The organism is Streptosporangium sp. G12 (genome assembly GCF_052983175.1).
In genome coordinates this window covers 14,812-41,283 of the sequence record NZ_JBRIQO010000023.1, presented here as the reverse complement: position 1 = coordinate 41,283, position 26,472 = coordinate 14,812, and the positions used below count along the sequence as shown (strand labels likewise).

General features: G+C 72.9%; 14 protein-coding genes. 3 read left to right on the top strand and 11 right to left on the bottom strand.

Going from position 1 to position 26,472, the window contains the following annotated elements; all coding sequences use genetic code 11:
• Window positions 1-159: 159 nt before the first annotated feature.
• From ACVCAG_RS31735 to ACVCAG_RS31710, 6 genes are all read right to left on the bottom strand, one after another.
• Window positions 160-1,029, bottom strand: coding sequence for a sulfotransferase (locus tag ACVCAG_RS31735; RefSeq protein ID WP_440087117.1), 870 nt, complete (start codon window positions 1,027-1,029; stop codon window positions 160-162).
• Window positions 1,030-1,139: 110 nt separating this feature from the next.
• Window positions 1,140-2,297 carry an alkaline phosphatase PhoX gene (locus tag ACVCAG_RS31730; protein WP_440087118.1) on the bottom strand — a complete coding sequence of 386 codons (1,158 nt, stop codon included), beginning with the start codon at window positions 2,295-2,297 and terminating at the stop codon, window positions 1,140-1,142.
• 449 nt (window positions 2,298-2,746) lie between these two features.
• Entirely contained in the window at window positions 2,747-3,052 is a 306-nt protein-coding gene (locus ACVCAG_RS31725) for a hypothetical protein (RefSeq protein WP_362691486.1), read from the bottom strand.
• Window positions 3,053-3,181: 129 nt separating this feature from the next.
• On the bottom strand, window positions 3,182-4,456 hold the full coding sequence (locus ACVCAG_RS31720) for a SidA/IucD/PvdA family monooxygenase (protein ID WP_440087119.1): 1,275 nt from the start codon (window positions 4,454-4,456) through the stop codon (window positions 3,182-3,184).
• A 99-nt stretch (window positions 4,457-4,555) separates the two neighbouring features.
• Entirely contained in the window at window positions 4,556-5,587 is a 1,032-nt protein-coding gene (locus ACVCAG_RS31715) for an ABC transporter substrate-binding protein (RefSeq protein ID WP_440087120.1), read from the bottom strand.
• 91 nt (window positions 5,588-5,678) lie between these two features.
• Window positions 5,679-17,834, bottom strand: coding sequence for an amino acid adenylation domain-containing protein (locus ACVCAG_RS31710; protein WP_447190984.1), 12,156 nt, complete (start codon window positions 17,832-17,834; stop codon window positions 5,679-5,681).
• 139 nt (window positions 17,835-17,973) lie between these two features.
• On the opposite strand from ACVCAG_RS31710, the gene ACVCAG_RS31705 reads away from it, so the two are divergent.
• Window positions 17,974-19,374, top strand: a complete 1,401-nt coding sequence (locus tag ACVCAG_RS31705) for a salicylate synthase (RefSeq protein WP_447190983.1) — start codon at window positions 17,974-17,976, stop codon at window positions 19,372-19,374.
• A 101-nt stretch (window positions 19,375-19,475) separates the two neighbouring features.
• Here the strand turns inward: ACVCAG_RS31705 and ACVCAG_RS31700 are convergent, their stop codons facing one another.
• A complete protein-coding gene (locus tag ACVCAG_RS31700; RefSeq protein ID WP_440087124.1) occupies window positions 19,476-21,107 on the bottom strand; it encodes an AMP-binding protein in 1,632 nt (543 codons plus the stop codon).
• 3 nt (window positions 21,108-21,110) lie between these two features.
• Window positions 21,111-21,518, bottom strand: a complete 408-nt coding sequence (panD, locus tag ACVCAG_RS31695; protein WP_440087125.1) for an aspartate 1-decarboxylase — start codon at window positions 21,516-21,518, stop codon at window positions 21,111-21,113.
• Between the two features lie 78 nt (window positions 21,519-21,596).
• Between panD and entS the strand changes: the two genes are divergently transcribed.
• A complete protein-coding gene (entS, locus tag ACVCAG_RS31690; protein ID WP_440087126.1) occupies window positions 21,597-22,838 on the top strand; it encodes an enterobactin transporter EntS in 1,242 nt (413 codons plus the stop codon).
• A gap of 45 nt (window positions 22,839-22,883) precedes the next feature.
• Here entS and ACVCAG_RS31685 read toward each other — a convergent pair whose 3' ends face one another.
• The 3 genes from ACVCAG_RS31685 to ACVCAG_RS31675 all read right to left on the bottom strand — a co-directional run bounded on the left by ACVCAG_RS31685 (window position 22,884) and on the right by ACVCAG_RS31675 (window position 25,467).
• Window positions 22,884-23,585 (bottom strand): hypothetical protein, encoded by a 702-nt coding sequence (locus tag ACVCAG_RS31685; RefSeq protein WP_440087127.1) that lies wholly within the window; start codon window positions 23,583-23,585, stop codon window positions 22,884-22,886.
• 71 nt (window positions 23,586-23,656) lie between these two features.
• Window positions 23,657-24,307 carry a response regulator gene (locus ACVCAG_RS31680; protein WP_440087128.1) on the bottom strand — a complete coding sequence of 217 codons (651 nt, stop codon included), beginning with the start codon at window positions 24,305-24,307 and terminating at the stop codon, window positions 23,657-23,659.
• Window positions 24,298-25,467: a histidine kinase gene (locus tag ACVCAG_RS31675; RefSeq protein WP_440087129.1), complete on the bottom strand. Its 1,170-nt coding sequence runs from the start codon at window positions 25,465-25,467 to the stop codon at window positions 24,298-24,300. Before ACVCAG_RS31675 ends, ACVCAG_RS31680 begins: the two co-directional genes overlap by 10 nt.
• A 311-nt stretch (window positions 25,468-25,778) precedes the next feature.
• Here ACVCAG_RS31675 and ACVCAG_RS31670 point away from each other — a divergent pair, with 311 nt between their 5' ends.
• On the top strand, window positions 25,779-26,003 hold the full coding sequence (locus ACVCAG_RS31670) for a hypothetical protein (RefSeq protein ID WP_440087130.1): 225 nt from the start codon (window positions 25,779-25,781) through the stop codon (window positions 26,001-26,003).
• The last annotated feature ends 469 nt before the right edge of the window (window positions 26,004-26,472 follow it).

Sequence of the window (26,472 nt, the reverse complement as noted above, 5' to 3'; positions counted from 1 at the left end):
CCTCAGACAACATATATGCAGGTCATGGGATTTCATGCACAGAATTCATCCTCCCGTCGACCGCGTGTCACCTTGGGCGACGAAGGTCATCGGGAGTCACGCCCTCCGCACCCGGGTTCCCGTGAGGGCGGGAGGCCGTCCCCCGGGGCGATCGATCGGTCAGAGGTATCCCCACTCGGCGCAGATCTCGCGCAGTTCCTCCGGGATCTCCTCGGGGGCGGGCAGCGGCCTGCCCGGCTGGACCCTGCCGCTCCTGATCTTGTCGCGCCAGTCCCCGATGCCCTTCACGAACTCCCCGTGCCCGTGGTCACCGTATGTGATCATGCCGGCCTCGTAGCCGACCCCCAGGTAGCCGCAGACCCGCCGCATCTCCTCCTCCGGATCGGCGACGAGCGCCTCGTAGGTCAGGGTGAGCCCGTCGAGCGTCCGCCTGGCCTCGGTGAGGTGGCGCATGTACTGCAGGGTGTGCCGGATCGCCTCCGCCCAGGGGCGCTCCAGCGGAGCGGCCTCGTGCCACGACAGGGCGATCGAGGCGGGGTGGCGCATCAGGAAGATGTAGCGCGCGTCGGGCCAGCAGGTCGCGAGGCGCCGGTGGGCGAAGACGTTGCTGGGCGTCTTGTCGACGATGATCTGCTTGCCGCTCCCGGCCAGCTCGCGGTGGAGCATGCGGTCCCACAGGATGTGCTCGATGTCGCTGGCGGACAGGCCGAGCGCCTCCATCGCCTGGCGCAGCGGGTCGGTGGTCAGCGTGACCGCCAGGCGCCGCACGTGCAGCTCGTGCGGCGCGTGGATCCGGGAGTGGCTGTTCAGCATGACGCGCAGCAGGGTGGAGCCGGACCGCACCGGCGACAGCACGAACACCGGTTCGCGCAGCAGCCGGTCGGTCTCCGGATCGGCCGGGGGCCGTGGAACGTCCACGGGCGGCGGCGGGGGTGGGGGCGGTGGGGGTGCGACCTTACGCCGCACCCTGGTGATGTTGTAGCCCGTCATCCCTTCGAGAGCCGTGTTGACTCTGGTCTTCCACGCCATGACCAGCACCGTAGGGATCCAAGGCGTCCGGAAAGTGAACGTGACCTGTGCGTTGGGATGCCGCGCCGTGCGACCGCCGCCGCACGGCGCGGTCCTCCCCCGGTCACGGATCAGGTACGGAACGGGCCGGTCACGCAGTAGGTGATGCCCCCGGAGGAGGAACCGGACGTGCCGCGCTGGGAGGAGAAGTACAGGCGGTCGCCGGCGGGGGTGAAGGCCGGGCCGGTGATCTCCGAGGACCCCTGGCCGCCGACGCGCAGGAACGGGGAGACGGTGTCGTCGGCGGTGATCAGGCAGATTTCCATGGTGCCGCCGTCCTCGGCGACGTAGAGGTCGCCGAAGGTCGAGCCGGTGACGTTGTCCACGCCGGTCAGCGGGGCGGTACCGGGGCTGACGAGACTGTCGTCGTAGGCGAGCTCGTAGGTGCCGGCGGCGACGTTGACCTGCCAGACCCGGTTGTCGCCCTTGGTGGTGAACCACACCGTGTCGTCGGCGTAGTAGCACCCCTCGCCACCGTTGAAGGACTTCGATCCGGAGACCTGGCTGCGGGTCGCGGTCGGGGAGCCGTCGGGATCCGGGACGTTCGCCCAGGTGAACGAACCCGAGGTGGCGGAGCCCGCGCGCAGCACCTGCAACGTGCCGGAGGACAGGTCCCCCCAGGTGGTGGGGACGAACCGGTAGAACCGCCCGTTGGTCTCGTCCTCGGTGAGATAGATGACCTTACGGACCGGGTCGGCCGCCGCCGCCTCGTGCTTGAAACGGCCCATGGCCGGGCGCTGTGTCGCCGTACCCCCGAAGGGGCGGGTCTCGTAGACGAAGCCGCGGTCGACCTCCTCGCACGACAGCCAGGTGTTCCACGGCGTCGCGCCGCCCGCGCAGTTCTGCCGGGTGCCCGACAGGATCGAGGAGGCGGAGACCACGTTGCCCGCGGAGTCGAAGCGGATCGCCGAGGCGCCGCCGCCGGGGTTGATCTCCGAGTTGGACACGTAGATCCAGCCGCTGCCGTCGGCGAAGCAGGCGCCGCCGTCGGGGGCGCTGTGCCAGGTGTAGGAGGTGCCGGGAACCACCTGGCCCGATCGGGCGATCACCCGGCTGGTGAACCCCGCCGGGAGCTGGATGCCGTTGGCGTCGGCGGCCAGCAGGGGGCCGTAGGGACCAGGGGCGTTCTGGGCCGGGGCCGCGAGGGCGGCGTCCTGCCAGAGACTTCCGGTGAGGGCCAGGGTGCTCGTACCGAGCACCGAGGCACGAAGGAATGTACGGCGTTCCATCGGCGAACCTCCAGGGCGAGGATCAGCAGAACCACTCTCCTGAGCGATCCCAACGGTAGGAGCACCGGTGAACACCTGGCGGTTAATACGGTTAACGGCATATGGCCTGTATGTGCTGATTGCAGTGGGATAGGGGGACACATCCCTTGTGTCCTACGTCAGGCGCCATTCCCGATGGGGCGGACGTAAAGGACTGCCGGGGGCACGCTCCCGGCCGGGAAACCCAAGACCCGGTCAGAAGCGTGGCCGGGCAGGGTGAGGGCGGGGCCGGCCGCCCGGCCGTCGGCGCCGGGGGGAGCGGGCCGGGTCGAGGAGGGCCTCGTCGCGTCGGGTCAGGACTTCCTCGGTGCGGGGGGAGCACCGGCGCTCTCTCTCGGAGCCAGCGGGAGGTGGCGAGCAACGCTCCCCCCACCGGCTCCGGAGAACGAACCCTCACGGCTTCACGTAGGTCAGGGCCTCTCGATCTGGGCGGGCGGTGTCCCTTCGGGCTTGGGAACGCGGATCGTGTCGGAAGGCCGGTCTCCCCTGTTGCGCGCGAGCGCGGTGGGATAGCAGTCGTAATAGCAGTAGTAGCGGTCGCAGTAGCGCAGGAAGCAGATCCAGCCGGCCTCGGCCGTCCGCTCGCAGACGGCCGCCGGAGCCGCCCGGGACGACGCGGCGTGGGCACCGGCCGCGGGGAGGCCGACGAGCAGACCGGCACCGGCCAGGACCGCGCCGGCCAGGACGACGCCGGCGTCGCGAATGAAGATGTTCATGATTCTCCTCGTCACGTGCGGAACACGACAAGGACGAACGTAATCATTCAGATACACAGAGTCACGTAGCCGGTCGGCACGTGTCGGGCGTCCCCGGCCGGCGGCGAACGCCGGACCGAGGCGGGTGGGTCACATCTCCGCGACCTGGGGGACCGACACCGAGCGCCGGGCGATGGAGCGCACGATCTCGCCGGTGCGGACGGCGGTCATGGACAGCAGCGACGAGGCGATCCCGTGGCTGCCCTCGGTGGCCCCCTGGAGGTAGACGCCCCAGGCCTGCCCGGGGTCGGTGGCGATCCGGTAGTCGCGCTCCACGAGCAGCTCGCCCGCCTCGCCCGTATGGCAGTGTTTGCGCGCCTCGCCGAGCAGGTCGAGGGGGTTGCGCTCACGGTAGCCGGTCGCGCAGACGACCGCGTCGGCCTCGATCGTGCTCACCTCGCCCGTGGGCAGGAAGCACATCCGGATTCGGGCGGTGTCACCGTCGTCGTGCACGTCGAGCAGGCGGGAGGCGTTCAGCATGCGCAGCCGCTGGACCCCGGCGACCTTCTCGGCGTAGGAGCGCCGGTAGAGCTCGTCGATGAGGTCGAGGTCCACCACCGAGTAGTTGGTGTTGCGGGAGTAGGCGAACAGCATGCGCTTCACGTCTTCGGGCGCGGTGAAGAAGTGGTCGACGGCCTCCGGGTCGAAGATGCGGTTGGCGAAGGGGCTGTCGTCGGCCGGCGAGTAGCCGTACCGGGTGAAGACGGCACAGACCTCCGCGGAGGGATAGGTGCGGTGCAGGTGCTCGACGGTCTCGGCCGCGCTCTGCCCGGCGCCGACCACGACGAACCGGGCGGGCTCGCGCCCGCCGAGGGTTTCGAGCCGGGCCAGCAGTTCCTCGGTGTGCCAGACGCGCTCGCCCTGCCGCACGCCGTCGGGGAGCACGGGCTCGAGGCCGACCGCGATCACGAGGTTGCGGGTCAGGCAGGTGTGCAGCTCGTCGCCGTGCTGCACGACGACCTCGAGGGTCTCGTCGTCGTGCGGGCGCACCGCGACGACCTCGGAGTCGTAGCGCACCAGGTCGGTGAAGGAGGAGGCGACCCACTCCAGATAGTCGTGGAACTCCAGCCTGGTGGGGAACATGGTCTTGTGGTTGATGAAATCGACCAGCCTCCCCTTCTCCTGCAGATAGGACAGGAAGGAGTAGGAGCTGGTGGGATTGCGCAGGGTGACCAGGTCCTTGAGGAAGTGGACCTGCATCGTGGCGCCCTCGATGAGCATGTTGCGGTGCCAGCCGAACCTCGGTTGCCTCTCGAAGAAGACCGCGTTCACGCCGGCGCCGTACTCCTCCTCCAGGGCCACCGCGAGCGCGAGGTTGGACGGGCCGAAACCGATGCCCACGACGTCATAGACCGGGCTCGACATGTTCGCCTCTCACGTACTGAAGGGATGGTCCCCCCGCGGCCGGGCGGCGGCGGGGGGCAGCATGGAACAGGATGGAACGGGATCGAACAGGGCGGGTCGTCAGGCCCCGCCGGCGGCCTTGGCGGCCTTGGCGACCTGGGGCACGACCTGGTCGATCACGTACGGGACGGCCAGCGGCGTCGGCGTGCGCAGCGGCCAGAACGCCTTGAGGTCGAGCGGCACGTAGGAGCCGCGCTTGACCACGTCGAGGCCGGCGAACAGCTGGTTGGCCTCGATCTTCTTCTGGGTGGCCGCGTCGTCGTTGTAGTGGCTGAGCAGCAGGTCGACGTCGAGGACCCCGACCTTCTCCATGCTCAGCTCGGCCGCGAAGCCCTCGCCGGGAAGCGCCTTGATCTCCTCGGGCAGCTCGAGTCCGAACTGGCCGAAGAGCTGGACGCTGGTGTCGGTGTCGGACTTCATCACGCCGATGTTGCCGGAGGGGAAGACGCTGGTCAGCGCGAACTTCTTGCCGTCCAGCTCGGGGTGGGTGGTCTTGACCGAGGCGATCTTCGCCTCGACGTCGCCGACGAGCTTCTCCCCCTCGTCGGCCTTGCCGACCGCCTTGGCGACCTGGCGGGCCACCACCTGCCACGAGTCCTGCGCGGGGCCGGTCTCGTAGGCGGTCGTCGGCGCGAGCTGGGAGAGGTTGGCGTACTCCTTGTCGATGTAGTAGTCGCCGCCCGCGAGGATCAGGTCGGGCTTGAGCGCGGCGATCTGCTCCAGCGAGAAGCCCGCCTCTCCGGCCTTCAGCAGCGTCGGCTTGGTGCCGGAGATCTTCGGGGCGGTCCAGGGGGCGAGCCCGTCGGCCTGGACTCCGGTCAGCTCCGCCATGGCGACCGGCTGCACGCCCAGGGCGAGCAGGGTGTCCTGGTCGACCTCGCCGAGGGCGACGATGCGCTGGGGCGCGGACTCGATCGTGGTGGTGCCGAGCTTGTGCGTGATGGTGACCGGGAATCCGGAGGCGGCCTGGGTCGCGGGGGCGTTCGCGGCGGCCTGTTCGGCTCCGCCGCTCTCACCGGCGCACGCGCCCACCAGGCCGAGGCCCAGCAGCAGCGTTCCGGTCGCGGCCAGGCGGCGCATCGTGTCGCGCATGAGTATGGGTTCCTTCCAAAGCCCGGAAGGGCTCTCAGTTTTAGGTTAGCCTTCCCTAACCTAACAATCTTTGACGGTTGTGTGAAGCGCCTCATTCCAGGCGGTTCATGAGTTCTGCCACGGTTTGGGCTGTCATGAGCGTCGCGACCTTCACTCCGGCGCAGCCCGGCTCCCGCCGGATGCGGCGCACCAGCTGCATGACGAGCAGCGAGTGCCCGCCCAGGTCGAAGAAATTGTCGTGCGGGCCGACCGCGTCCACCTCCAGGACCTCGGCGAACGCCCGGCACAGCATCGCCTCGCGGTCGTCGTCGCGCCGGATCGCGCCGCCGCGGCCCTCACCGGTCCCGGCGCCAGCCCCGGTGACCGTACGGGCCGTGAGCGTGACGGGCAGCTCGCCCAGGCGCGCCTCGGGGTCGGCCGCGACGGCCTCCAGCACGCCGACGAGCGCCCCGATCATCGTGTCGATCGTGGCCGGGTCGAACAGGTCGGCCGAGTAGTCGACGACGAGATGGAGCTCCTCCCCCCTCTCCCGGAAGATGAAGTCGAGGTCGAACTTCGCCGCGGGCGGGCTGAAGAGCGCCTCCCGCTGCCGCAGCCCGGGGAAGCGGACGTCGCCCATGGCCTGGTTCTCGTAGCCGACCATCACCTGGAACAGCGGGTTCCTGCCGGGCACCCGGGAGGGCCGCAGCGCCTCGACGAGCGCCTCGAACGGCAGGTCCTGGTTGGCGAGCCCGGCCAGGTCGGTGTCACGGACGCGGGCGAGCAACCCGGCGAAGGAGGGGTCTCCCGAGGTGTCGGCGCGCAGCACGAGCGTGTTGACGAAGAAGCCGACCAGGTCACCGGCCGCCTCGTCGGTACGGCCCGCGACGGGGCTGCCCAGCGGGATGTCCTCCCCCGCGCCCGTACGGTGCAGCAGCGCGGCGACCGCGCTCTGGCAGACCATGAACATGCTGGCCTGGGCTCCGCGCGCCAGCTCGCGGAGCCGCCCGACCAGCGAGGCGGGCAGCCGCCTGGTCGTGGTCCCGCCGCGCTGGCCGACGGTGGCGGGCCTGGGCCGGTCCACCGGCAGCGGGATCTCCTCCGGCATGCCCGACAGCGCCTTGGCCCAGTAGGCGAGCTGGCGGGCGTGCAGGCTGCCCGGGTCGACGGGGTCGCCGAGCAGTTCACGCTGCCAGAGCGTGTAGTCGGCGTACTGCACGGCGGGCGGCTTCCACCCCGGCACGCCCTCGGGTGCCGTCCCGTCCAGCCGCGCGGCGTAGGCGCGGGCCACGTCCCCGGCGAACGGCCCGAAGGACCACTCGTCGAACGCGATGTGGTGGAACACGGCGAGCAGCAGATGCTCGTCCTCCCCCTCCGGGATGAGCGCGACCCGCAGCGGGATCTCGGTGGCGAGGTCGAACGGCCGCGCGATCACCTCCTCGGGCGGGCAGGTGGTGATCTCCAGGACCGGCCGCGCCTGCTCCGGCGGCAGGATCCGCTGGTAGGGCACGCCCTCGTGCTCGGCGAAGACGGTGCGCAGGCTCTCGTGCCTGGCCGTCACGTCGCCGATCGCGGCCCGCAGCGCGTCCACGTCCAGCTCGCCGCGCAGGTGCACGGCTAGCGGCAGGTGGTACGCCTCGCGGGGGCCGTCGTCCTCGCGCAGGATCTGGTCGATCAGCCAGAGCCTGCGCTGCGCGTACGACAGCGGGACGCGCTCGGGCCGTTCCCTGGGCGCCAGCGGGGGCCTGAGCGTGGCACCGGCCCGGTCGTGCAGCCGGGTGGCCAGCTCGGCGACGTTCGGCGCCTCGAACAGGTCGCGGATCGCGAGCTCGGTGCGCAGCACCGCGCGCACCCTGCCGACCAGCCGGGTCGCCAGCAGCGAGTGCCCGCCCAGGTCGAAGAAGTTGTCGTCGATGCCGACGCCCGAGACGTCGAGCACCTCGCCGAACAGGGTGCACAGCAGGTGTTCCACCGCGGTCCTGGCGGCGCGGCCCGACCCGCGCGGGCCCTGCCGGTCGGGGGCGGGCAGCGCCCGCCGGTCCAGCTTGCCGTTGACGGTCAGCGGCAGCGCGTCCAGCGTGACCACCGCGCTCGGCACCATGTAGCCGGGCAGCCGCCTCTTGAGCCCCTCGCGCACCCGCGCGGCGAGCGCCCCGTGGTCGCGGGCCGCCGCCGGGTTGTTCGCGTACGACGCGGGCCTGCGGTCCGGGTCCGCCGGCAGGAAGGCGGCCCCTCCGCCGAAGACGGCGTCGTAATGGCCGACCTCGTCCGAGGGGGTGGTCACCACGCCGGGGTCGAGCGCGTACAGCAGCTCGGGCTCGATCCCCTCCGCCGGTGCCCGCAGCAGCTCGCGGGCCTCCCGGTGGGAGGCGCCGCCCTCCAGCGCGCGCAGCGCGGCGAGCTCGGCCGACAGCCTGGGGTCGGGGATGGCGCGCACCCGGAGCGGCCCGGAGCGGGCGGACAGGCGGGCCGCCAGGTCCTCCGGTCCCGCCCAGTCCACGACCGGGGTCTCGGCGGGCTGCGCGACGGGCGACTTCCAGAGGGTCACGTCGTAGCGGTGCCTGCTGAGCTCGTTGTGGTGGACGCCCCGCTTGGTCCGGACCTCCACCCGCGCGGCCAGGCCGAGGGAGGCGAAGAACGCGGGGTCGAGGAGGAGCTCCTTCTCCATCCGCACGGCCCGGTCGATCGCCGCCGTGCCGGTGCCGTCGCCGTCACCGTTCCCGCCTCTGCCGAGCTGGATCGCCGCGTGCAGGCAGCGCACCGACCGCAGGTCGCGCACGTCGCCGACGAACAGCGCGCCGCCGGGGGCGAGCAGGTCCATCGCGGCGGCGATCACGTCGGCGAGGTATCCGGCGCTCGGGAAGTACTGGACCACCGAGTTGACGACGATCGTGTCGAAGTGGCCGGCGGGCAGGCCGGTGGTGTCGTGCGCGGCCTGGCAGCTCAGGCGCACCGGCGAGTCGGGGCCGAGGTCGGCGGCGAGCTTGGCGATGACGGGGGCCGCGAAGTCGGTGCCCCAGTACTCGTCGCGGCCGGGGGCGAGCCGCGACAGCAGCAGGCCGGTGCCGACACCGATCTCCAGCACCCGCCGGGGCCCGAGGGCCTCGATGCGGGCCACGGTGGTCTCGCGCCACTCGCGCATGTGCTCCAGCGGGATGGGCGAGCCGTCGTAGCTGCTGTCCCAGCCCGCGAAGTCCTCGGTGTGGACGGCCGTGCCGATCTCGGTGTACTCGGCGTCGTAGATCTGCCGCCACTCGGCCAGGTGCTCGCGCTCGGCGTCGGGGCGCGCGGAGCCGTCGGGCACCACGTAGCCGATGAGGCGCTTCACCCCGGGCACCTCGGTGCCGGCGGCGATGACGGCGGCCTGCCCGACACCGGGCTCGGCGGCCAGCGCGGTCTCGACCTCCTCCAGCTCGACCCGGTAACCGCGGATCTTCACCTGCTCGTCGGTACGGCCGAGGAAGTCGATGTTGCCGTCCGGGCGCACCCGTACGAGGTCGCCGGTGCGGTACATCCGGCCGCCGCCGAACGGGTCGGCGACGAAGCGTTCCGCGGTCAGGCCCGGCCGGTCGAGGTAGCCCCGGGCCAGGCCGGCCCCGGCGATGTAGAGCTCTCCCGGCGCGCCGGGCGGGACCGGGCGCAGCCAGCCGTCGAGCACGTAGCCCCGGGTGTTCCAGATCGGCTTGCCGACCGTGGGCGTGGCGCTGTCCTCGGTGCCGCCGCCCAGCGTGTTGATGGTGTACTCGGTCGGGCCGTAGAGGTTGTAGCCCAGCACCCCCTCGGCCTCGGCGAGCCGGTCCCACACGGCCGCCGGGACGGCCTCGCCGCCCAGCAGCACGAGCGGCGGGCGGTGCTCGCCGTCGAGCAGTCCCTCCTCCAGCAGCTGCTGCGCGTAGGTCGGCGTCACGTTGATGACGTCGATCCGGTGGCGCCGCAGGTACTCGGTGAGCGCCTCGGCGTCGCGCCGCAGCTCCTCGTCGCAGACGTGCACCTCGTGGCCCTCGATGAGCCAGAGCAGCTCCTCCCACGACATGTCGAAGGAGAACGACACGGTGTGCGCGATCCGCAGCCGCCGCCCGGCGGACGCCACCACCGGGTCGAAGATGTTGGCCCGGTGGTTGAACTGCATGTTGGTCAGGCCCCGGTAGGGGGTGACCACGCCCTTGGGCCGCCCGGTCGACCCGGAGGTGTAGATCACGTACGCCGGGTGCTCCAGCCGTCCGGGCACGTCCCTGCCGAAGCCCGGCAGTTCCTCGGCCGTCAGCCCGGTGCCGGGCAGGCCCGCCAGCGTCTCCCGCACGGCGGGGTCGTCGAGCAGGATCGAGGCGCCCGGGTTCGCCAGCCCGGCGGCGATGTCGCGGTGCGAGACCAGGCAGGCGGGGGCGGCGTCGGCCAGCATGAAGTCGAGCCGGTCGGCCGGGTAGTCCAGCTCCAGGGGAAGGTAGGCGGCGCCCGTCTTGAGCACCGCGAACAGCGCGACGACCATCTCGGCGGATCGGGGCAGCGCGAGGGCGACCACCCGTTCGGGTCCCGCGCCGTGCGCCTTCAGCAGCCGGGCCAGGCGGTTGGCCGCCGCGTCCAGCTCGGCGTAGGTGAGCCGCGTGTCGGGCTGGGAGACCAGGGCGAGCTCGTCCGGGGCGCGGGCGGCCTGCTCGGCGAGCAGCTCGGCGATGGTGAGGTCGGGGACGAACCGCTCGGCCTCGGCCCAGTCGCGGCGCAGCCCGTCGTGCTCGTCGGGCAGGAGCAGGTCGAGCCGGTGGCAGGGGGTGTCGGGCGCGGTGGCGAGGGTCTCCAGGACGTGCACGTACCGGTCGGTGAGACGTTCGGCCTCGGCCTCGGTGAAGGCGTCACCCCGGTACATGACGCGCAGGCCCGCGCCGGGCTCGACGACCATGGTGACCGGGTAGTGGGTGGCGTCGCGGACCTGGCGGCCGGTCACCCGCACGTCGCCGCCGGGGCCGAAGCCGCGCCCGGTGGGCATGCCGGGGAAGTTCTGGAACACGAAGAGGGTGTCGAACAGGGTGCCCAGTCCCGTCACCCGCTGCACGTCGGCGAGCGCGACGTAGGAGTGGTCGAACAGCTCGGACTGGAACGTCTGCACCCGCTCCAGAACGGTGCGCAGCGGGTCGGCCGCCGAGGCGCGCACCCGGACGGGAACGGTGTTGAACAGCAGGCCGACGACGGACTCGACGCCGTCGACGTCGGGGTGCCGGCCGGACACCGAGACGCCGAAGACCACGTCGTCGCGGCCGGTGAGACCGGCCAGGAGCAGTCCCCAGGCGCTCTCGTACAGGGTGCCGAGAGTGAGGCCCGACTCGCGGGCGAGGGCGCCGAGCCGGGTGGCGAGGTCCTCGGGCAGCGCGCGGTGGATCTCCCCCGCGGTGGCGAGGTCGGCGGGGCGGTCGGCCAGCTCCGGCCGCAGCAGGGTCGGCTCGTCGAGCCCCTCCAGGCTGCGGCCCCACGTCTTGATCGTGGCCTGCCGGTCCTGGCCGTTCACCCAGTCGAGATAGGCGTGGAAGGGGACGGCGGGCCGGGCCCACTCGGCGGCGGAGTCGGTGTAGAACTCCAGCAGCGAGGTGACCAGCAGGCCGCCCGACCAGCCGTCCAGCAGGATCAGCTCGGAGGTGAGCACCAGCCGGAAGTCGTCCTCGCCCACCCTGGCCAGCGCGAAGCGGATCAGCGGCGGCTCGTCGGGGACGAACGGCCGTGCGCGCTGGGCCTCGACGAACGCCTCCAGCGCGTGCGGGTCACCGGTCTCGGCGTAGGTCCAGTCGACCTCGAAGTGCTCGGGGACGAACTGCACGGTACGGCCGCCGTCGGTGCGGAACCCGGCCCGCAGGTTGGGGAACTTCAGCAGCACCTCGCGCGCGGCCCCGGCCAGCCGGTCGGGGTCGACGGGCCCGGCCAGGGTCACCACGGCCTGCTGGACGTAGATGTCGCGGTCCTCACCGGCGAGCATCAGGTGGAACAGCAGGCCTTCCTGCAGCGGCGACAGCGGCAGCTCGGCCCGCCCCTCCACCGGCCCGCCCGCCACGACCTCGCCGGACGGGACCGCACCGGAACCGGACGGGACCGCGTCGGAAAGGGCCTCGCCCTCACCGGGCGGGGTCGCACCGGACGGGGCCGCGACCCTGGCCAGGGCCTCGACGGTACGCAGCCGGAAGACGTCGCGGACGGTGAAGGGGAGGCCCGCGCGGCGGGCGCGTCCCACCAGCAGGGCCGCGCTGATGCTGTCGCCGCCGGTGCGGAAGAAGTCGTCGTCGGCGTTGACGCCGTCCCGCCCGAGGGTCTCGGCGACGAGCCCGGCGATGGCGCACTCGGCGCCGGTCCGCGGCGCCCGGCCCTCGCGGGCGGCGGGCTCGGGCAGCGCGCGCCGGTCGAGCTTGCCGTTGGGGGTGCGCGGCAGCTCGTCGAGGCCGACGAGCACGGAGGGGACGAGATAGCCGGGCAGGATCTCGCCGAGCCCGGCCCGCAGCGCGTCGAGGTCGAGACCCGGCTCGCCCACGACGTAGCCGACGAGGCGCGGTCCCGAGCGGGCCGCCACGGCCGCCTGGCGCACGCCCGGCCGCGCGGCGAGCACCGCCTCGACCTCTCCCGGCTCGATGCGGAAGCCTCGGATCTTGACCTGGTCGTCGGCCCGGCCCAGGAACTCCAGCGAGCCGTCGCGGCGGCGGCGCACCCGGTCGCCGGTGCGGTAGAGCCGCGACCCCGGCGGGCCGAAGGGGCTGGCCACGAACCGTTCGGCGGTGCGGGCCGGGTCGCCGAGGTACCCGCGCGCCAGGCCGTCCCCGGCGAGGTAGAGCTCGCCGACCGGGACCTCGCGGAGCCCGGCGTCCAGGACGTACGCCGCGGTGTTGGCGATCGGGACGAGCCCGCCGGCGCCCTCGGCGATCAGGCTGTCGCCGGCCGCCTCCGAGCAGCCGTACAGGTTGACCAGCCGGGCGGGGACCCGCGCGGCCAGGGCCGCGGGCAGGGCCTCGCCGCTGCTCACCCACGTGGTGACCGAACCGAGCTTCCCGCGTTCCCCCGGTTTCCCGGCCCCCCCGGCCCGCGCGGCCTCCCCCGCTTCCTCCGTCTCCATGAGCGCGGCCAGCAGGCTCGGCACGACCGTCACCAGGTTCACGTCGTGGCGGCGGATCAGCTCGGCCAGGGCGAGCGCGTCGGTGGCGGTGTCGTCGTCCGCGACGACGACGGTGTCACCGGCGACGAGGCCGCCGAGCAGCTCGGTGCTGCCGTCGATGAAGGCCGGTGAGCTCTTGGCGACCCGCACGCCGGTGGGGGCGAGGTCCGCGCCCCAGGCGAGCCGGTTGGCCAGCGCCCGCTGGGTGCCGACGACGGCCTTGGGAGTCCCGGTGGACCCCGAGGTGAAGATCACGTACGCGGGGTGGTCGGGGCGGACCTCGACCCCGGCACGGGGCGGGGCGTCCCGCGGCGGCTCGTCGGCGCCGAGGACCAGCAGCGGCCTGGCGGTGTCGAGCATCAGGTCGATCCTGGAGCGCGGGTAGGTCGTGTCGATCGGCAGGTAGGCCGCGCCGGTCTTGAGCACGGCGAGCAGGGCCACGACGAACTCGGCCGAGCGGGGCAGCGCGATCGCGACGATCTCCTCGGGGCCCGCCCCCGCCGCGGCGAGCCGGTCGGCGAGGGCCTCGGCGCGCTCGTCCAGCTCGGCGTAGCTGAGGGTCGCCGCGCCGCCGGAGACGCCGCCGGTGACGACGGCCGTGGCGTGCGGGGTGCGCGCCACCTGCGCCTCGATCCGCTGGGCGACGGTGAGCGGGGCGAACTCGCGGGCGGTGTCGGGCCGCGCGAGCCCCTGGAGCGGGGTGCCGAGCGACGACAGGCGCCGCGCCGGGTCCTCGGTGACCTGGTCGAGCAGCGCGCCGAGCTCGGCGAGCATGCCGGTGACGGTCTCGGCGTCGAAGAGGTCCGTGGCGTAGGCGACGAAGCCCTCGATCAGCTCCTCGCCCTCGGCGAAGTAGATGTCCAGGTCGAACTTGACGCCGCCGGTCTCGGGCAGGAACGGCTCGGCGCGCACGCCGGGCAGCCGCAGCCGCACGTCCTCCAGCCGCTGGTGGACGATCATCACCTGGAACAGCGGGCTGCGGGCGAGCGAGCGCTCCGGGGCGAGGCGCTCCACGACCTGCTCGAACGGTACGTCCGCGTTGGAGAACGCGGCCAGGTCGGTGTGGCGGACCCGTTCCAGGAGCTCGGTGAAGGTGGGGTCGCCGGTCAGGTCGGTGCGCAGCACGACGAGGTTGACGAACACGCCGACCAGGTCCGCGAGGTCCTCGTCGGGCCTGCCCGCGATGGGCGAGCCGAGCGCCACGTCGTCGCCGGCGCCGGCCCGGTGCAGGAGCGCGGCCACGGCTGCGTGCAGGACCATGAAGACGCTGGTGCCGGTCTCCAGGGCGAGCCGTCGCGCCCCGGCCAGCGGCAGCCGGAACGGCGCCAGCCCGCCCCGGTGGCTCGCCTCGGCGGGACGGGGCCGGTCGGCCGGCGGCGCGCTCTCCTCGGGCAGCCCGCGCAGCGTCCGCTCCCAGAAGTCGAGCTGGCCGGCGGGGGCCGGGGACTCGCTCCGCCAGACGGCGTAGTCGGCGTACTGCACGGGCAGCGGCGCCCAGTCCGGCGCGGTGCCCGTGGTGCGGGCGGTGTAGGCGCGTGACAGGTCGGCGAGCAGCGGGGTGAACGACCACTCGTCGGCGGCGGCGTGGTGCTGGAGCACGACGAGCACGGACTCCTCGGCGGAGACCCGCAGCAGGGTCGCCCGGACGGGCAGGTCGGTCCCGAGGTCGAAGACGTGCGAGGCGGCCCTGGTCTCGGCCGCGCGCAGCCGCTCCTCGGACCAGCCGCGCGCGTCCACCACGTCGAAGGCCGCCTCGCCGGTGTCGAGGACGCGCTGGACCGGCAGCCCGTCGGGGCCCTCCTCCAGCAGGGTGCGCAGCGCCTCGTGCCGGGCGACGACGTCGCCGAACGCGGCGCGCAGCGCGTCGACGTCGACCGGTCCGTGCAGCCGCAGGCCGAGCGGCAGCGCGTCGGCGGCCGAGGGGCCGCGCAGGCGTTCCTCGAACCAGAAGCCGCGCTGGGCGGGCGAGGCGGGGACGAGTTCGGGCCGGGTCACGTCGCGGACCCTCGGCCGGGTGCCCCGTACCAGCCTGGGCGCCAGCGCGGCGACCGTGGGCGCCTCGAAGACGTCGGCGATGGTGAGCTCGGCGTCGAGCGCGGCGCGCACCCGCCCGGCGAGGCGGGTGGCCAGCAGGGAGTGGCCGCCCAGGGCGAAGAAGTCGTCGTCGATGCCCACCGCGTCCAGGCCGAGGGTCTCGGCGAAGACCGCGCACAGCGCCGCCTCGCGGTCGTCGCGCGGTCCCCGGCTCGACACCTGAACCTCCGGCGCGGGCAGCGCGGCCCGGTCGAGCTTGCCGTTGACGGTGCGCGGCAGCGCCTCGAGCAGGACCGTCGCCGCGGGAAGCATGTACTCGGGCAGCGCTCCGGCCGCCGCCGCCCGCAGGTCCGCCTCGTCGAGGTCGCCGTCCGGCACGACGTACGCGACCAGCCGCTTCTCGCCCGGCGTGTCCTCGCGGACCACGACGGCGACCTGGGCGACGCCGGGGTGGGCGGCGAGCACGGCCTGCACCTCGGCGGGCTCGATGCGGAAGCCGCGGATCTTCACCTGGTCGTCGGTGCGTCCCAGGTACTCCAGCGTCCCGTCGCGGCCCCACCGGGCCAGGTCGCCGGTGCGGTACATGCGCTCGCCCGGCGGGCCGAAGGGGTCGGCGACGAAGCGTTCCGCGGTCAGGCCCGGCCTGCCCGCGTAGCCGCGGGCCAGCTGCGTCCCCGCGAGGTAGAGCTCGCCGGGGACGCCGACCGGGGCGGGGCGCAGCGCGGCGTCCAGGACGTACGCGCGGGTGTTGGGGAACGGCCTGCCGATCCCGGACGACGGCAGCTCGGCGGAGGTCGCCCAGATCGTCGCCTCGGTCGGCCCGTACACGTTGACGGCCGACGCCGCCGACGCGTGCAGGGTCTCGGCGAGCGCGGCCGGAAGGGCCTCCCCGCCGACGAGCACCCGCAGCCCGCGCAGCGCGGCCGGGTCCAGCGAGCCCAGCAGCGACGGGGTGCCCTGGACGACGGTCGCCCCGGCGAGCAGCGCGCCCAGCGCCGCCGGTTCGCGCACGGTCTCGCGTCCGGCCAGCACGACGGTCGCGCCGCTGATCAGCGGCACGTACAGCTCCAGCGCGGCGATGTCGAACGCGATCGTGGTCACCGCGACCAGCCGGTCGCCGGCGTCCAGGGCCAGGCGCTCCCTCATGGTGAGGAGGAAGGCGGTGAGCGCGGAGTGCGGGACGGCCACGCCCTTGGGCCGGCCGGTGGAGCCCGAGGTGTAGATGACGTACGCCAGGTCGCCGCCCCGGACCGGAAACGACGGCTCGCTCGTGCCGGGGGACGCGTCGCCCGGGGTCAGCGTCTCGGTCCCCGGCGGGAGGAGGGCGGCGGTCTCCGGGGTCGCGATCACGCAGAGCGGGGCCGCGTCCCGGAGCATGTAGGCGAGCCGGTCGGCCGGGTGGTCCAGGTCCAGCGGCAGGTAGGCGGCGCCCGACTTCAGCACGGCCAGCAGCGCGACCACCAGGTCGGGGGTGCGGGGCAGGGCCAGCGCGACGACCTCGCCGGGTCCCGCGCCGCGCTCGCGCAGCGTCCGGGCGAGGGCCGAGGCCCGCAGGTCCAGCTCGGCGTAGGTGAGGGTGGTCCCGCCGGCGCCGTCGACGGCGACCGCGCCGGGGGTGCGGGCGGCCTGCTCCTCGAACAGGGAGGTCACCGTCGTGTCCGGGACGGGGCGCGAGGTGTCGTTCCACTCCGCGAGCAGGGCCGACTCGGCCGCGCCGAGCAGCTCCAGGTCGGCGATCCGCTGGTCAGGACGGCTCACCGCGTCGCCGAGCAGCGTCTCCAGGTGGGCGAGGAGGGCGTCGACGCGCTCGTCGTCGAACAGCTCGCGCCGGAAGGTGGCCTCGACGGTCATCCCGCCGGACCGGACGAAGGCCTCCAGCGACAGGTCGAAATGGGTGGTGCCGTTGTGGATGTGCGTCCAGCTCGTGGTGACGCCGGGCAGGTCCAGCTCGCCGATCTCCTGGGCGAGGAACAGCAACATGGTGTCGAAGAACGGCGAGCCGCCGCGCCTGCGGGCGGGCCGCAGCTCCTGCACGATCGTGTCGTAGGGCAGCGTCCGGTTCGCGAACCCCTCGGTGCAGGTGTCGCGGACCCGGTGCAGGACCTCGCGGAAGGTGGGCGCGCCGGACAGGTCGGTGCGCAGCACGAGGGTGTTGCCGAAGTTCCCGGCCAGCCGCTCGATCTCGGTGTGCTCGCGGTTCATCACGGCCGAGCCGATCGCGACGTCGGTCGCGCCGGTGTAGCGGTGCAGCAGTACCGCGTGCGCGGCGAGCATCACCATGTACGGGGTGAGGTTCTCCCTGACGGCCAGCTCCCGCATCCCGGCGGTGACGGCGTCGTCGAAGCGGCGTGCCCTGCGCCCGCCCCGCTCGGACGCGGTGGCGCCGCGCGGGCGGTCGGCGGGCAGGTCGAGGGGCGCGGGCGGCGGGTCGAGGCGCCGCCGCCAGTAGTCCATCTCCTCCGCCGAGTGCGGGCGGTCCTGCTCCCAGACGGCGAAGTCGGGATAGTGCACGGTCAGCGTGGGCAGGCCGTGCGGCTCACCGGAGACGGCGGCGCGGTACAGGGCCGACAGGTCGCGTGACAGCGATCCCCAGGTCATGCCGTCCCAGGCGATGTGGTGCACCACCAGGACCAGACCGTACCTGTCGCCGCCGAACCGGAGCAGCTCCAGCCGGATCGGCCGGTCGGCGCGCAGGTCGAAGGGGAGCGCCGCGAGCCGCGCGGCGTGCGCCTCGGCGTCGGCCTCTGCGTGGTCGCGCACCGGCAGGTCGAGGGAGTCGTCGGCGACGACGTGCTGGAACGGCGTCCCCTCGTCGTTCTCGTCGTAGACGGTGCGCAGCACCGCGTGCCTGCGCAGGAGGGCGCGCAGCGCCTCACGGAGCGCGTCGGTGTCGAGCGCGCCCGACATGCGTACCAGCAGGCACACGTTGTAGGCGGGGCTGGAGGGGAACGTCCGGTGGTGCAGCCACATGCTCTGCTGCGCGTAGGACAGCGGGGCGGGGCCACCGGAGCGGCGTGGAGTGATGCGGTCCTTGTCGAGGCCGAGCCCCGCTTCGGCCATCATCCGCCGCATCAGTTCGCGCCGCCGTGCAACGTCCTGCTGCTGTTCCCGCACGCTCAACTCTTCCTTCGGGGCCGGGTCGGGCACGCTGTCCCGTATTAACACTTAGGTTAGCCTTGCCTCTTAAATCGACACAAGGTTAGCCTTACCTAAATTGATCGGTGTTGCCCGGTTTCGCAGAGGGGTGGGTTCGTTGTCCTTTGGTGTCCGCACGGACGAGAAACGCGCGGAAATAGTGGTCGAGAGCGCGACCGACCCGTTGCGTCTGGTCACCCGCCTGGCCGGGTCCGGACTGTTCGACGACTACACCGTGTACGAGCGACCGGGCCTGTGGACTTTCGCGGGCGGGGTGGCGGGCGAGGTGATCCTCGAACCCGGGGTCGTGCGCAGCCGCTGGCTGGACGGGCCCTCCCTGACCTCCGCGACCTCGATGGACCCGCTGGAGTCGCTCGTCTCGCTCGGCTCGCTCGACTCGGTGAACTCGGCGGACTCGGTGGACGAGCCGTGGTCCGGCCGTCCGGCCGCGGCGCTGGAGGCGGCGTTGCGGGCCGCCCCGTGGCCGGTCTGGAACGCCTACGGCTGGATCGCGTTCGAGTTCGCCGCGCTCACCCCGGCGGGCAGGCTCGCCCACCTGGTCGTGCCGCGCACCGAGGTGCGCATCGAGGCGGGACGCGCGCTGGTGGTGAGCGTGGACCCCGACGAGGCGGAGCGGGTCGCCGAGCTGCTGTCCGGCCGGGGCGGTGTGCCCAGGCCACCGGCACCGGCGCCGTCCCCGGTCGACGTGCGCCCCGGCGGCGACGTGTACCGGTCGCGGGTCGCCCAGGCGATCTCCGAGATCGACGCCGGGCTCTACGAGAAGGTCATCGTCTCCCGGCGGCTGCCGATCCCGTTCCCCGTCGACGTCGTCGCGACGTACGCGTGCGGCCGCGCCGCCAACACCCCGGCCCGCTCCTTCCTCCTCGACCTGGACGGCTTCCAGTCCGCCGGGTTCAGTCCCGAGGTGCTGGTGAGCGTCGACGGGCACGGCACGGTGATGACCCAGCCGCTGGCCGGCACGCGGGCCTTCGGCCGGGGCGAGGACGTGGACTCGGAGACCCGCCGCGAGCTGGAGAACGACCCCAAGGAGATCTTCGAGCACGCGGTGTCCGTACGCGCCTCGCAGGACGAGCTGTACCGGGTGTGCGCGCCCGGCACGGTCCGGGTCACCGGTTTCATGACGGTGAAGGAGCGCGGCAGCGTGCAGCACCTGGGATCGAGTGTCAGCGGCGAGCTGCCCCTCGGCCGCACCGGCTGGGACGCGCTCGACGCGCTGTTCCCCGGCGTGACCGCCTCCGGCATCCCCAAGACGGGGGCGATCGACGCGATCGCCAGGCTGGAGGAGCCCAGGGGCCTGTACGCCGGAGCCGTCCTGGCCGTCTCCCAGGACGGCGCGATGGACGCCGCCCTGGTGCTGCGCGCCGTCTACAGCGAGAACGGCCGGGCCTGGCTGCGGGCCGGCGCCGGCATCGTGTCCGGTTCGACGCCCGAGCGGGAGTACGAGGAGACCTGCGAGAAGCTCTCCAGCATCGCCCCGTACGTGGTCCCGCGCGCCTGAGGGAACGCCACCCCGGCGTTTCCCGCACACCGTCCACTGTCCGCCGTCCGCCCTCACGCGCCTTCCCCGCACGTGAGGGCGGATCTCCCGCGTGAAGGGGCTCAGCGCAGGCTCGCGGCGAGCTCCTTCTTGCTGATCTTGCCGACCGGGGTGCGGGGGAAGGTCTCGACCAGCTCGACGCGGTCGGGCCACTTGTATCCCGCCACGCCGCGCTCCTTGAGGAACTGCTTGATCTCCCGGAGGGTCGGCGCCTGGTCCCGGACGATCAGGAAGGCGCAGGTCCGCTCCCCCATCACCGGATCCGGGGTGCCGACCACGGCGGCGTCGTGCACCGCGGGGTGGGCCAGCAGGTGGTTCTCCAGCTCCTCGGCGGAGATCTTGTCACCGCCCCGGTTGATCTGGTCCTTATCGCGGCCCTCCACGACGAGGTGGCCGGAGGGGAGCACCCGCACCAGGTCTCCGGTCCGGTAGAAGCCGTCGGGGGTGAAGGACCGCGCGTTGTGCTCCGGCGCGCGGTAGTAACCGCGCAGGGTGTACGGGCCGCGGGTGAGCAGCTCGCCGACCTCGCCGGGGGCGACCTCGGCGCCGTCGGAGTCGACCACGAGGATCTCGTCGGCCGGGGACAGCGGCCTGCCCTGCGTGGTGTCGACCAGCTCGCGGGGGTCGTCCAGCCGGGTGTAGTTGAGCAGCCCCTCGGCCATGCCCAGCACCTGCTGCACCGCGCAGCCCAGCACGCCGGGGACCTGCGCGGCCCGCTCGGCGGCGAACTTGGCCCCGCCCACCTGCAGCAGCCGGAGCGACGACAGGTCCTCGCTCGACCAGGGCGCCTCCTCCAGCCAGAGCAGCGCGATGGGGGGCACCACCGCGCACACCGTCGCCCGCTCCCGCTCGATGAGCGGGAACGCCTCGTCGGGTGACCCCGAGGGTGCCAGGACGACGGTGCCTCCCTTGGCGAAGACTCCCAGCACACCCGGGCAGGCGAGCGCGAAGTTGTGCGCGACCGGGAGCACCACGAGGTAGACCGTCTCGCGGGTGAAGCCGCAGACCTCGGCGCTGGCCTCCAGGTTGTAGACGTAGTCGCGGTGGGTGCGCGGGATCAGCTTCGGCAGCCCGGTGGTGCCGCCGGAGAGCAGGAACACCCCCACGTCGGCCGGATCGGGCCGCTCGTACGACACGGGGCCTGCGCCGGCCCCGTGACCGGAGTCGAGCGCGGGATCGGAACCGGGATCGAGGCCTGGATCGAGGCCTCGATCGAGGTCGGCCAGGGCGGTGAACTCCTGGGCGTCCCCGTCCACCACGACGTGCTCCACGGCCAGCGAGCGGGCCAGCTCGCGGTAGTCGAACCCGCCGTGCACGTCGGGGATGACGTACGCCCTGGCCTCGCTCAGCTCGCACAGGTAGCCGATCTCGCTGCTGCGGTGCGCGGGCAGGGCGAGCACCGGGGCGGCGCCGATCCTGACCAGGGCGAGGAAGACGACGACGAAGGAGGCGGTGTTGGGCAGCTGCACCACGACACGGTCACCGCGCCGGACGCCCAGCCGCGCGAAACCGGCCGCGGCGCGTTCGGCGCGGCGGTCCAGCTCGGCGTAGGTCAGCCGTTCCTTCCCGGCCACGAGCGCGGTCCGTTCGGGGTCGCCACCGCGCAGCACGTCGCCGAGCAACCGGTCGCTCCAGTAGCCCTCGGCCAGGTAGCGCGCCGCGAACTCCTCCGGCCAGGGGGTGAATCCTTCCACGGGTCACCGCCCCGCGATCTGGGCCACCGCGCCCGCGACCGGCTCGGCCGGGTCGGTTCCGAGCGCGACGATGCGGTTGGCGCCGTCCACGTGGACGACCCTGGGCCGGTGCGCCCGCACCTCCGCGTCGTCGAAGTTCCCGTACGAGATGACGATGACCAGGTGCCCGGGGTGGACCAGGTGGGCCGCCGCGCCGTTGACGCCGATGACCCCGCTGCCCGCCTCGCCGGTGATGGCGTAGGTGACCAGGCGGGCGCCGTTGTCGATGTCGACGACATGGACCTGCTCGCCCTCGACGATGTCGGCGGCGGCCATCAGCTCGGCGTCGATCGTCAGGGAACCCACGTAGTGCAAATCCGCCTGGGTCACGGTGGCACGGTGGATTTTTCCGTTCATAAGGACCCGTTGCACTGGTCTGTCCTCTTTCCCTAAGGTCAACTAAGGTAAGCCTCACCTTATCCACTCTGCCCGTCGAGGAGAACCCCGAAGATGCTGCGCCGTCTGGCCATGGACATCAGCCCGCTCCGGACCAGCAGAGCCTTCCGCGACGTGTTCGTGGCGCGCACCGTGTCGGTTTTCGGCATCGGCATGCTGATGGTCGCGGTGCCCGTGCAGGTCTACGCGATGACCGGCTCGACCGTGCACGTCGGCGCGGTCTCCTCGGCCGAGGGCTTCGCGCTGCTCGCGGGCTTCCTGTGGGGCGGCGTGCTGGCCGACCGGCACGACCGGCGCCGGTTGATGCTGGTCGCGCGCACCGCGGCCGGCATCGGCTTCGCGCTGCTAACGCTGAACGCCTTCCTGCCCTCCCCCTCGCTGGCGGCGATCTACGTGCTCGCCGCCTGGGACGGGCTGGCGACCGGCGTGAGCGTCACCGCGCTGCTGGCCGCGACCCCCGCCCTGGTCCCCCCGGACAAGCTGGTCGCGGCGGGCGCGCTCAACGCGCTGACCGTACGGCTCGGCTCGATGCTCTCCCCCGCGCTCGGCGGCCTGACCGTGTCGGCGTTCGGCGTCGGCTGGAACTACGCGGCCGCGGCCGCGGGAACGCTGGCCACCCTCGGCCTGCTGACGAGGTTGCCCGCCCTGAAACCGGTCGCCGAGGTCACGGAGAACCCGCTGAGGGCGATCGCCTCGGGGCTGCGGTTCGTGGCCTCGCACCGCGTGGTCGGCTCGCTCATGCTGCTCGGCCTGCTGTTCATGGTGGCGGGCGGCATCCCGGTGCTCATGCCCGCGTTCGCGACCCTGCAGCTGGGCGGCGGCCCGGCCACGATCGGCCTGCTCTACGCCGCGCCCGCCTGCGGCGCGGTGCTCGGCTCGGTCACCAGCGGCTGGGCCGGGCGGTCGCGCGCGCCGGGCAGGGCGCTGCTCGTCGCGTCGGTCTGCGGCTTCGCGCTCCTCGCCTGCCTCGGGCTGGCGACCCATCCCGCGCTCGCCGTCGCGATCCTCTTCGGGTACGGCCTGGTCGCGTCCATCGAGGAGATCCTCCGCTACGGCCTCATCCAGGCGCACACCCCCGACGGCTACCTCGGCCGGGTGAACGCGCTGTGGGCCGCCCAGGAGACCGGCGGCGAGGCCGTCGGCGCGCTCGGCGCGGGCGCGCTCGGCCGCTACCTGGCGCCCGGCACCGCGATCGTCGTGTACGGCGCGGCCAGCGCCGCCCTGGCCCTCGCCCTCGCCCTCACGCTCACCGGCCTGCGCGGCGCGACCCTGGACGCCGAACCGCGGGAGGTCTAGGGCCTGTTCCGTAATCCGGAGAAGTGGTCGCGTCGATCCCGGCCGTCAACCGGCCATGCCGAGGAGCACGGCCGCGGTGCCCATGCCCAGCGCGAGCGGATAGGCCCACCACCTGGGCGCGGGCCCGTCCTTCAGGATGCGGGCCCCCAGCGGCACCAGCGCGACGCACAGGCCGAGAGTGGCGACGATCGACATCGGACCCGTGCCCTTGAGCACGCCGATCGGCAGCGCGCTCATCGATGCCAGGGCGACGGACCTGACGGTCCCCAGCACGCCTGCCCGCCATACGCCGACGGCCAGCACGACCCAGCCGAGGAGGATCGCGATCGACAACGGTTGGAGCACGTGGAACGCACCGTAGTAGCCGTCGACCGCCTGCCGCCCCGCCTCCACCCCCTGGGCGCCGGTGACCTGGAAGATCAAGTGATTGATCCCGGTGTGGAAGGCGCGGGCGAACAGCCCGAGCACGACCATCACACCGCCCCACAGCGCCCACCGCGGCTGGGTCGCCCACGCGCGCCGGACCAGGGCGATGACGGCAGGCCACAGCAGGACGTTCCCCGCGGCGAAGGCACTGTAGGAGGCGGTCATCCTGCCGGGGTCCGCGGCGAACGCCACGAGTTGCCCGGGGAAAAAGTCGTCGACGTCGACGCGGAGCAGCACTCCGGCGAGCATCAGAACCGGGCCGAGGACGAGCCCGGCACCCTCGGCCCAGCGGCCGGGGAATTCGAAAGAGGTGGTTGCCATGCCGTCGATCCAACCGGTGCGGCGCCCGCCGCACATTGGCGCGGGGACCAAGACCCGGGGTAGACCTGGCACTACCTCGGCTCGGCCTGCAAGTAGGCCAGGACGGCCAGGACGCGGCGGTGGCCGTCGGCGGCGGGAGGGAGATCGAGCTTGTCGAAGATGCTCGCGATGTGCTTGGCGACCGCCGCGCCGGTGACGGAAAGAGCCCGGGCTATCGAGGCGTTGGCCCGTCCCTCGGCGATCAGGGTGAGGACCTCCAGCTCCCGCGGAGTGAGGCGCCGCAGCGGATCGCGCCGCCCGCTGAGCAATTGCCGCACCACCTCGGGGTCGATGACCGTGCCGCCCTCCGCGACCCGGACGAGCGCGTCGACGAACTCGCCGACGTCCCCGATCCGTTCTTTGAGCAGGTAACCGATGCCCGTGCCGCGACCGGAGCCGAGCAGCTCGGCGGCGTAGGTCCGCTCGACGTACTGGCTGAGCACCAGCACGGCCAGTTCCGGGTGCGCCGTGCGCAGTGCGAGCGCGGCGCGCAGCCCCTCGTCGGTGAAGCCGGGCGGCATCCGCACGTCGACCACCACGATGTCGGGCCGGTGCTCCTCCACCGCGGTGACGAGGGAGACGGCGTCGCCGACCGAGGCGGCGACCGTGTGCCCGAAGCGCTCCAGCAGGCCGGCCAAGCCCTCACGGAGAAGAACGGCGTCCTCGGCGATCACTACCCGCACGGAATCTCCACTCGCATCGTCGTCGGCCCGCCGGCCGGACTGGACAGGGACAGCCTGCCGTCGACCACGGCCACCCTGTCGGCCAGCCCGATCAGGCCGGTTCCGCCGGCCGGATCGGCACCACCGGCCCCGTCGTCGCGGATCTCCATGATCAGCGTATCGTCGACCAGCAGGCCGAGCACCCGGGCCCTGCCCGCCCCGCTGTGCTTGGCGATGTTCGCCAGAGCCTCGGAGACGACGTAGTAGGCGGTCACCTCCACCGCCTCGGGCAGCCGCCGCGGCAGGGAGACGTTCACCTCCACCGGGATCGGAGAGCGCCCGGCCGCGTCACGGGCGGCGGCGGCCAGACCGCGGTCGGTGAGCACCTGCGGATGCACGCCGCGAATCAGCTCTCGCAGTTCGGCCAGGGCCCGCCTGGCCTCCTCGTGGGCCTGCTCGATCTGCTCGGCGATCGGCGAGTCCGGCGGCAGGTCGAGCCGGGCCAGTCCCAGCCTCATGCTCAGCGCGACAAGCCGTTGCTGGGCGCCGTCGTGCAGGTCTCGCTCGATCCGGCGGCGTTCCATCTCGAACGCGTCCACCAGCCGGGCGCGTGAGCGCACCACCTCGGCCAGCTCGGTTTCGTGTGGGGCGAGCAGCGCCCTGGTCATGGCTCCGCGCGCCCCCGCCCAGGCGGTGAAGGCGTAGGCGGCCACCGGAAGCAGGAGGAATCCGGCGGCCGAGGCCGTCAGCGCGGCGGTGAGCGCCCACGTCTCCTCCACCGGCTGGAGGACGGGCGACAGGATCAACACGACAGGGCCCCCGACGGTGAAGCAGACCACCACCAGGTCGATCCACCAGAGCGCGAGGAGCGAGGCCACCGTCAGGCCGACCCCGCGCCACGGCTCGTCAGGCGCGCGGGCGGGCGGGGCGAGGCCGATCAGCCGCAGTCGCCACCGCTCGAACCCCGTCACCGGTAAAACGAGCAGACCGGCGGCGGCCAGCCCGGCGGCGACCATGAGCGGGACGGATTCCAGAAAGGAGATCGACACCGCGACGATGACGACGGTGACGCCGAGCACGGCACTCGACGACAGGTACGCCAGTGATCGCCACGGCCACCGGGACCGCAGGAAGGACAGCGGATGCCGGGTGAGTGCCTGCAGAGCGGTCCGGGTGCGCACCGTCAGAGGCTAACCACTGGAAGCCGTCCGTCGCGGACTCGCCGAAGGCCTTGTGCGAACACCGGCCGAGGCGTCGCCCATGAGCTCCTGCCGATCAGCGCGAGCTCTTACCGGAGATGCCGTCGATCCACAACGTCACCCCGGCCGCCTCCGGCCCGATCACGCTCCGCTACTTTTTCCCGCCTTTTCCCGCCGATCGTTTGGCGCCGGACGCCGAATTTCAAAGATGGTCTTGCATATTGGTAATCGCTGGTTGAAGATCAATGGGCAGCGGCAATTCCCTGCGGGGGTCTATCAGGAAGGTCCAAAGCATGAGTCTCGTGAAAAGAGTGGTCGTCGGCGTCGCCGGCTTCGCCATCGCCGGAACGGTTCTCTCCTTTGGTGGTGTAGCCCACGCCGAAAGCAGGTTCTACGGTGGTTACTCGGACGCGGGTACCTGCAACTACTGGAGGTACGCGGTCAGGGATTCGGGATACCAGGTGACAGCCTGTACCTGGTCGCAGCCCAACAAGTGGCACTTCACGGCGTGGCGGTAGCACCCGTGGCGGACCCGGTGTGAACCACGAACCGGTCCAAGGGCCCGGCCCTTTGAGGGGCCGGGCCCTTCACGCGTCCCGGGCCGGCGCGCGGCGGTCCTTCCGGCTTCCGCCGCGTCGATCCGGGGGGGCGGTCCGGTCGCCACGCGCCGGGCGGTGTCGTACGCCGGGAAGGCCCGGCCGCCGGAGGAGGACGAGACGCCCGCCGGCGGGCCCGCCCTCCCGGACGTCGCGGCCGGAGCGGTCCATCGATGGCGATGCGCAAGCCTGCCCAGGTCACAGGCCAGATCGGTCCGGGAGATGCCGGGAAGAACGGTCCAGGACGTGCCCCCGGCCGCCAGGTGGCGGAGCGTGGTCGGCCCGGGGTGACACGGCGCCCGGTCCCTGCCACGAGGCCCTCGTCGCGTCCGCCGGGCAGGCCTCGCCGCCCCGGCCGTCCGCCCGTCCGCTCGTCCGCCCCGACGGGATC

Bases quoted from the DNA above. Each gene is read 5' to 3' on its own strand.
- ACVCAG_RS31735 (WP_440087117.1), bottom strand. From the start codon at position 1,029: ATGGCGTGGAAGACCAGAGTCAACACGGCTCTCGAAGGGATGACGGGC.
- ACVCAG_RS31730 (WP_440087118.1), bottom strand. From the start codon at position 2,297: ATGGAACGCCGTACATTCCTTCGTGCCTCGGTGCTCGGTACGAGCACC.
- ACVCAG_RS31725 (WP_362691486.1), bottom strand. From the start codon at position 3,052: ATGAACATCTTCATTCGCGACGCCGGCGTCGTCCTGGCCGGCGCGGTC.
- ACVCAG_RS31720 (WP_440087119.1), bottom strand. From the start codon at position 4,456: ATGTCGAGCCCGGTCTATGACGTCGTGGGCATCGGTTTCGGCCCGTCC.
- ACVCAG_RS31715 (WP_440087120.1), bottom strand. From the start codon at position 5,587: ATGCGCGACACGATGCGCCGCCTGGCCGCGACCGGAACGCTGCTGCTG.
- entS (WP_440087126.1), top strand. From the start codon at position 21,597: ATGCTGCGCCGTCTGGCCATGGACATCAGCCCGCTCCGGACCAGCAGA.
- ACVCAG_RS31685 (WP_440087127.1), bottom strand. From the start codon at position 23,585: ATGGCAACCACCTCTTTCGAATTCCCCGGCCGCTGGGCCGAGGGTGCC.
- ACVCAG_RS31670 (WP_440087130.1), top strand. From the start codon at position 25,779: ATGAGTCTCGTGAAAAGAGTGGTCGTCGGCGTCGCCGGCTTCGCCATC.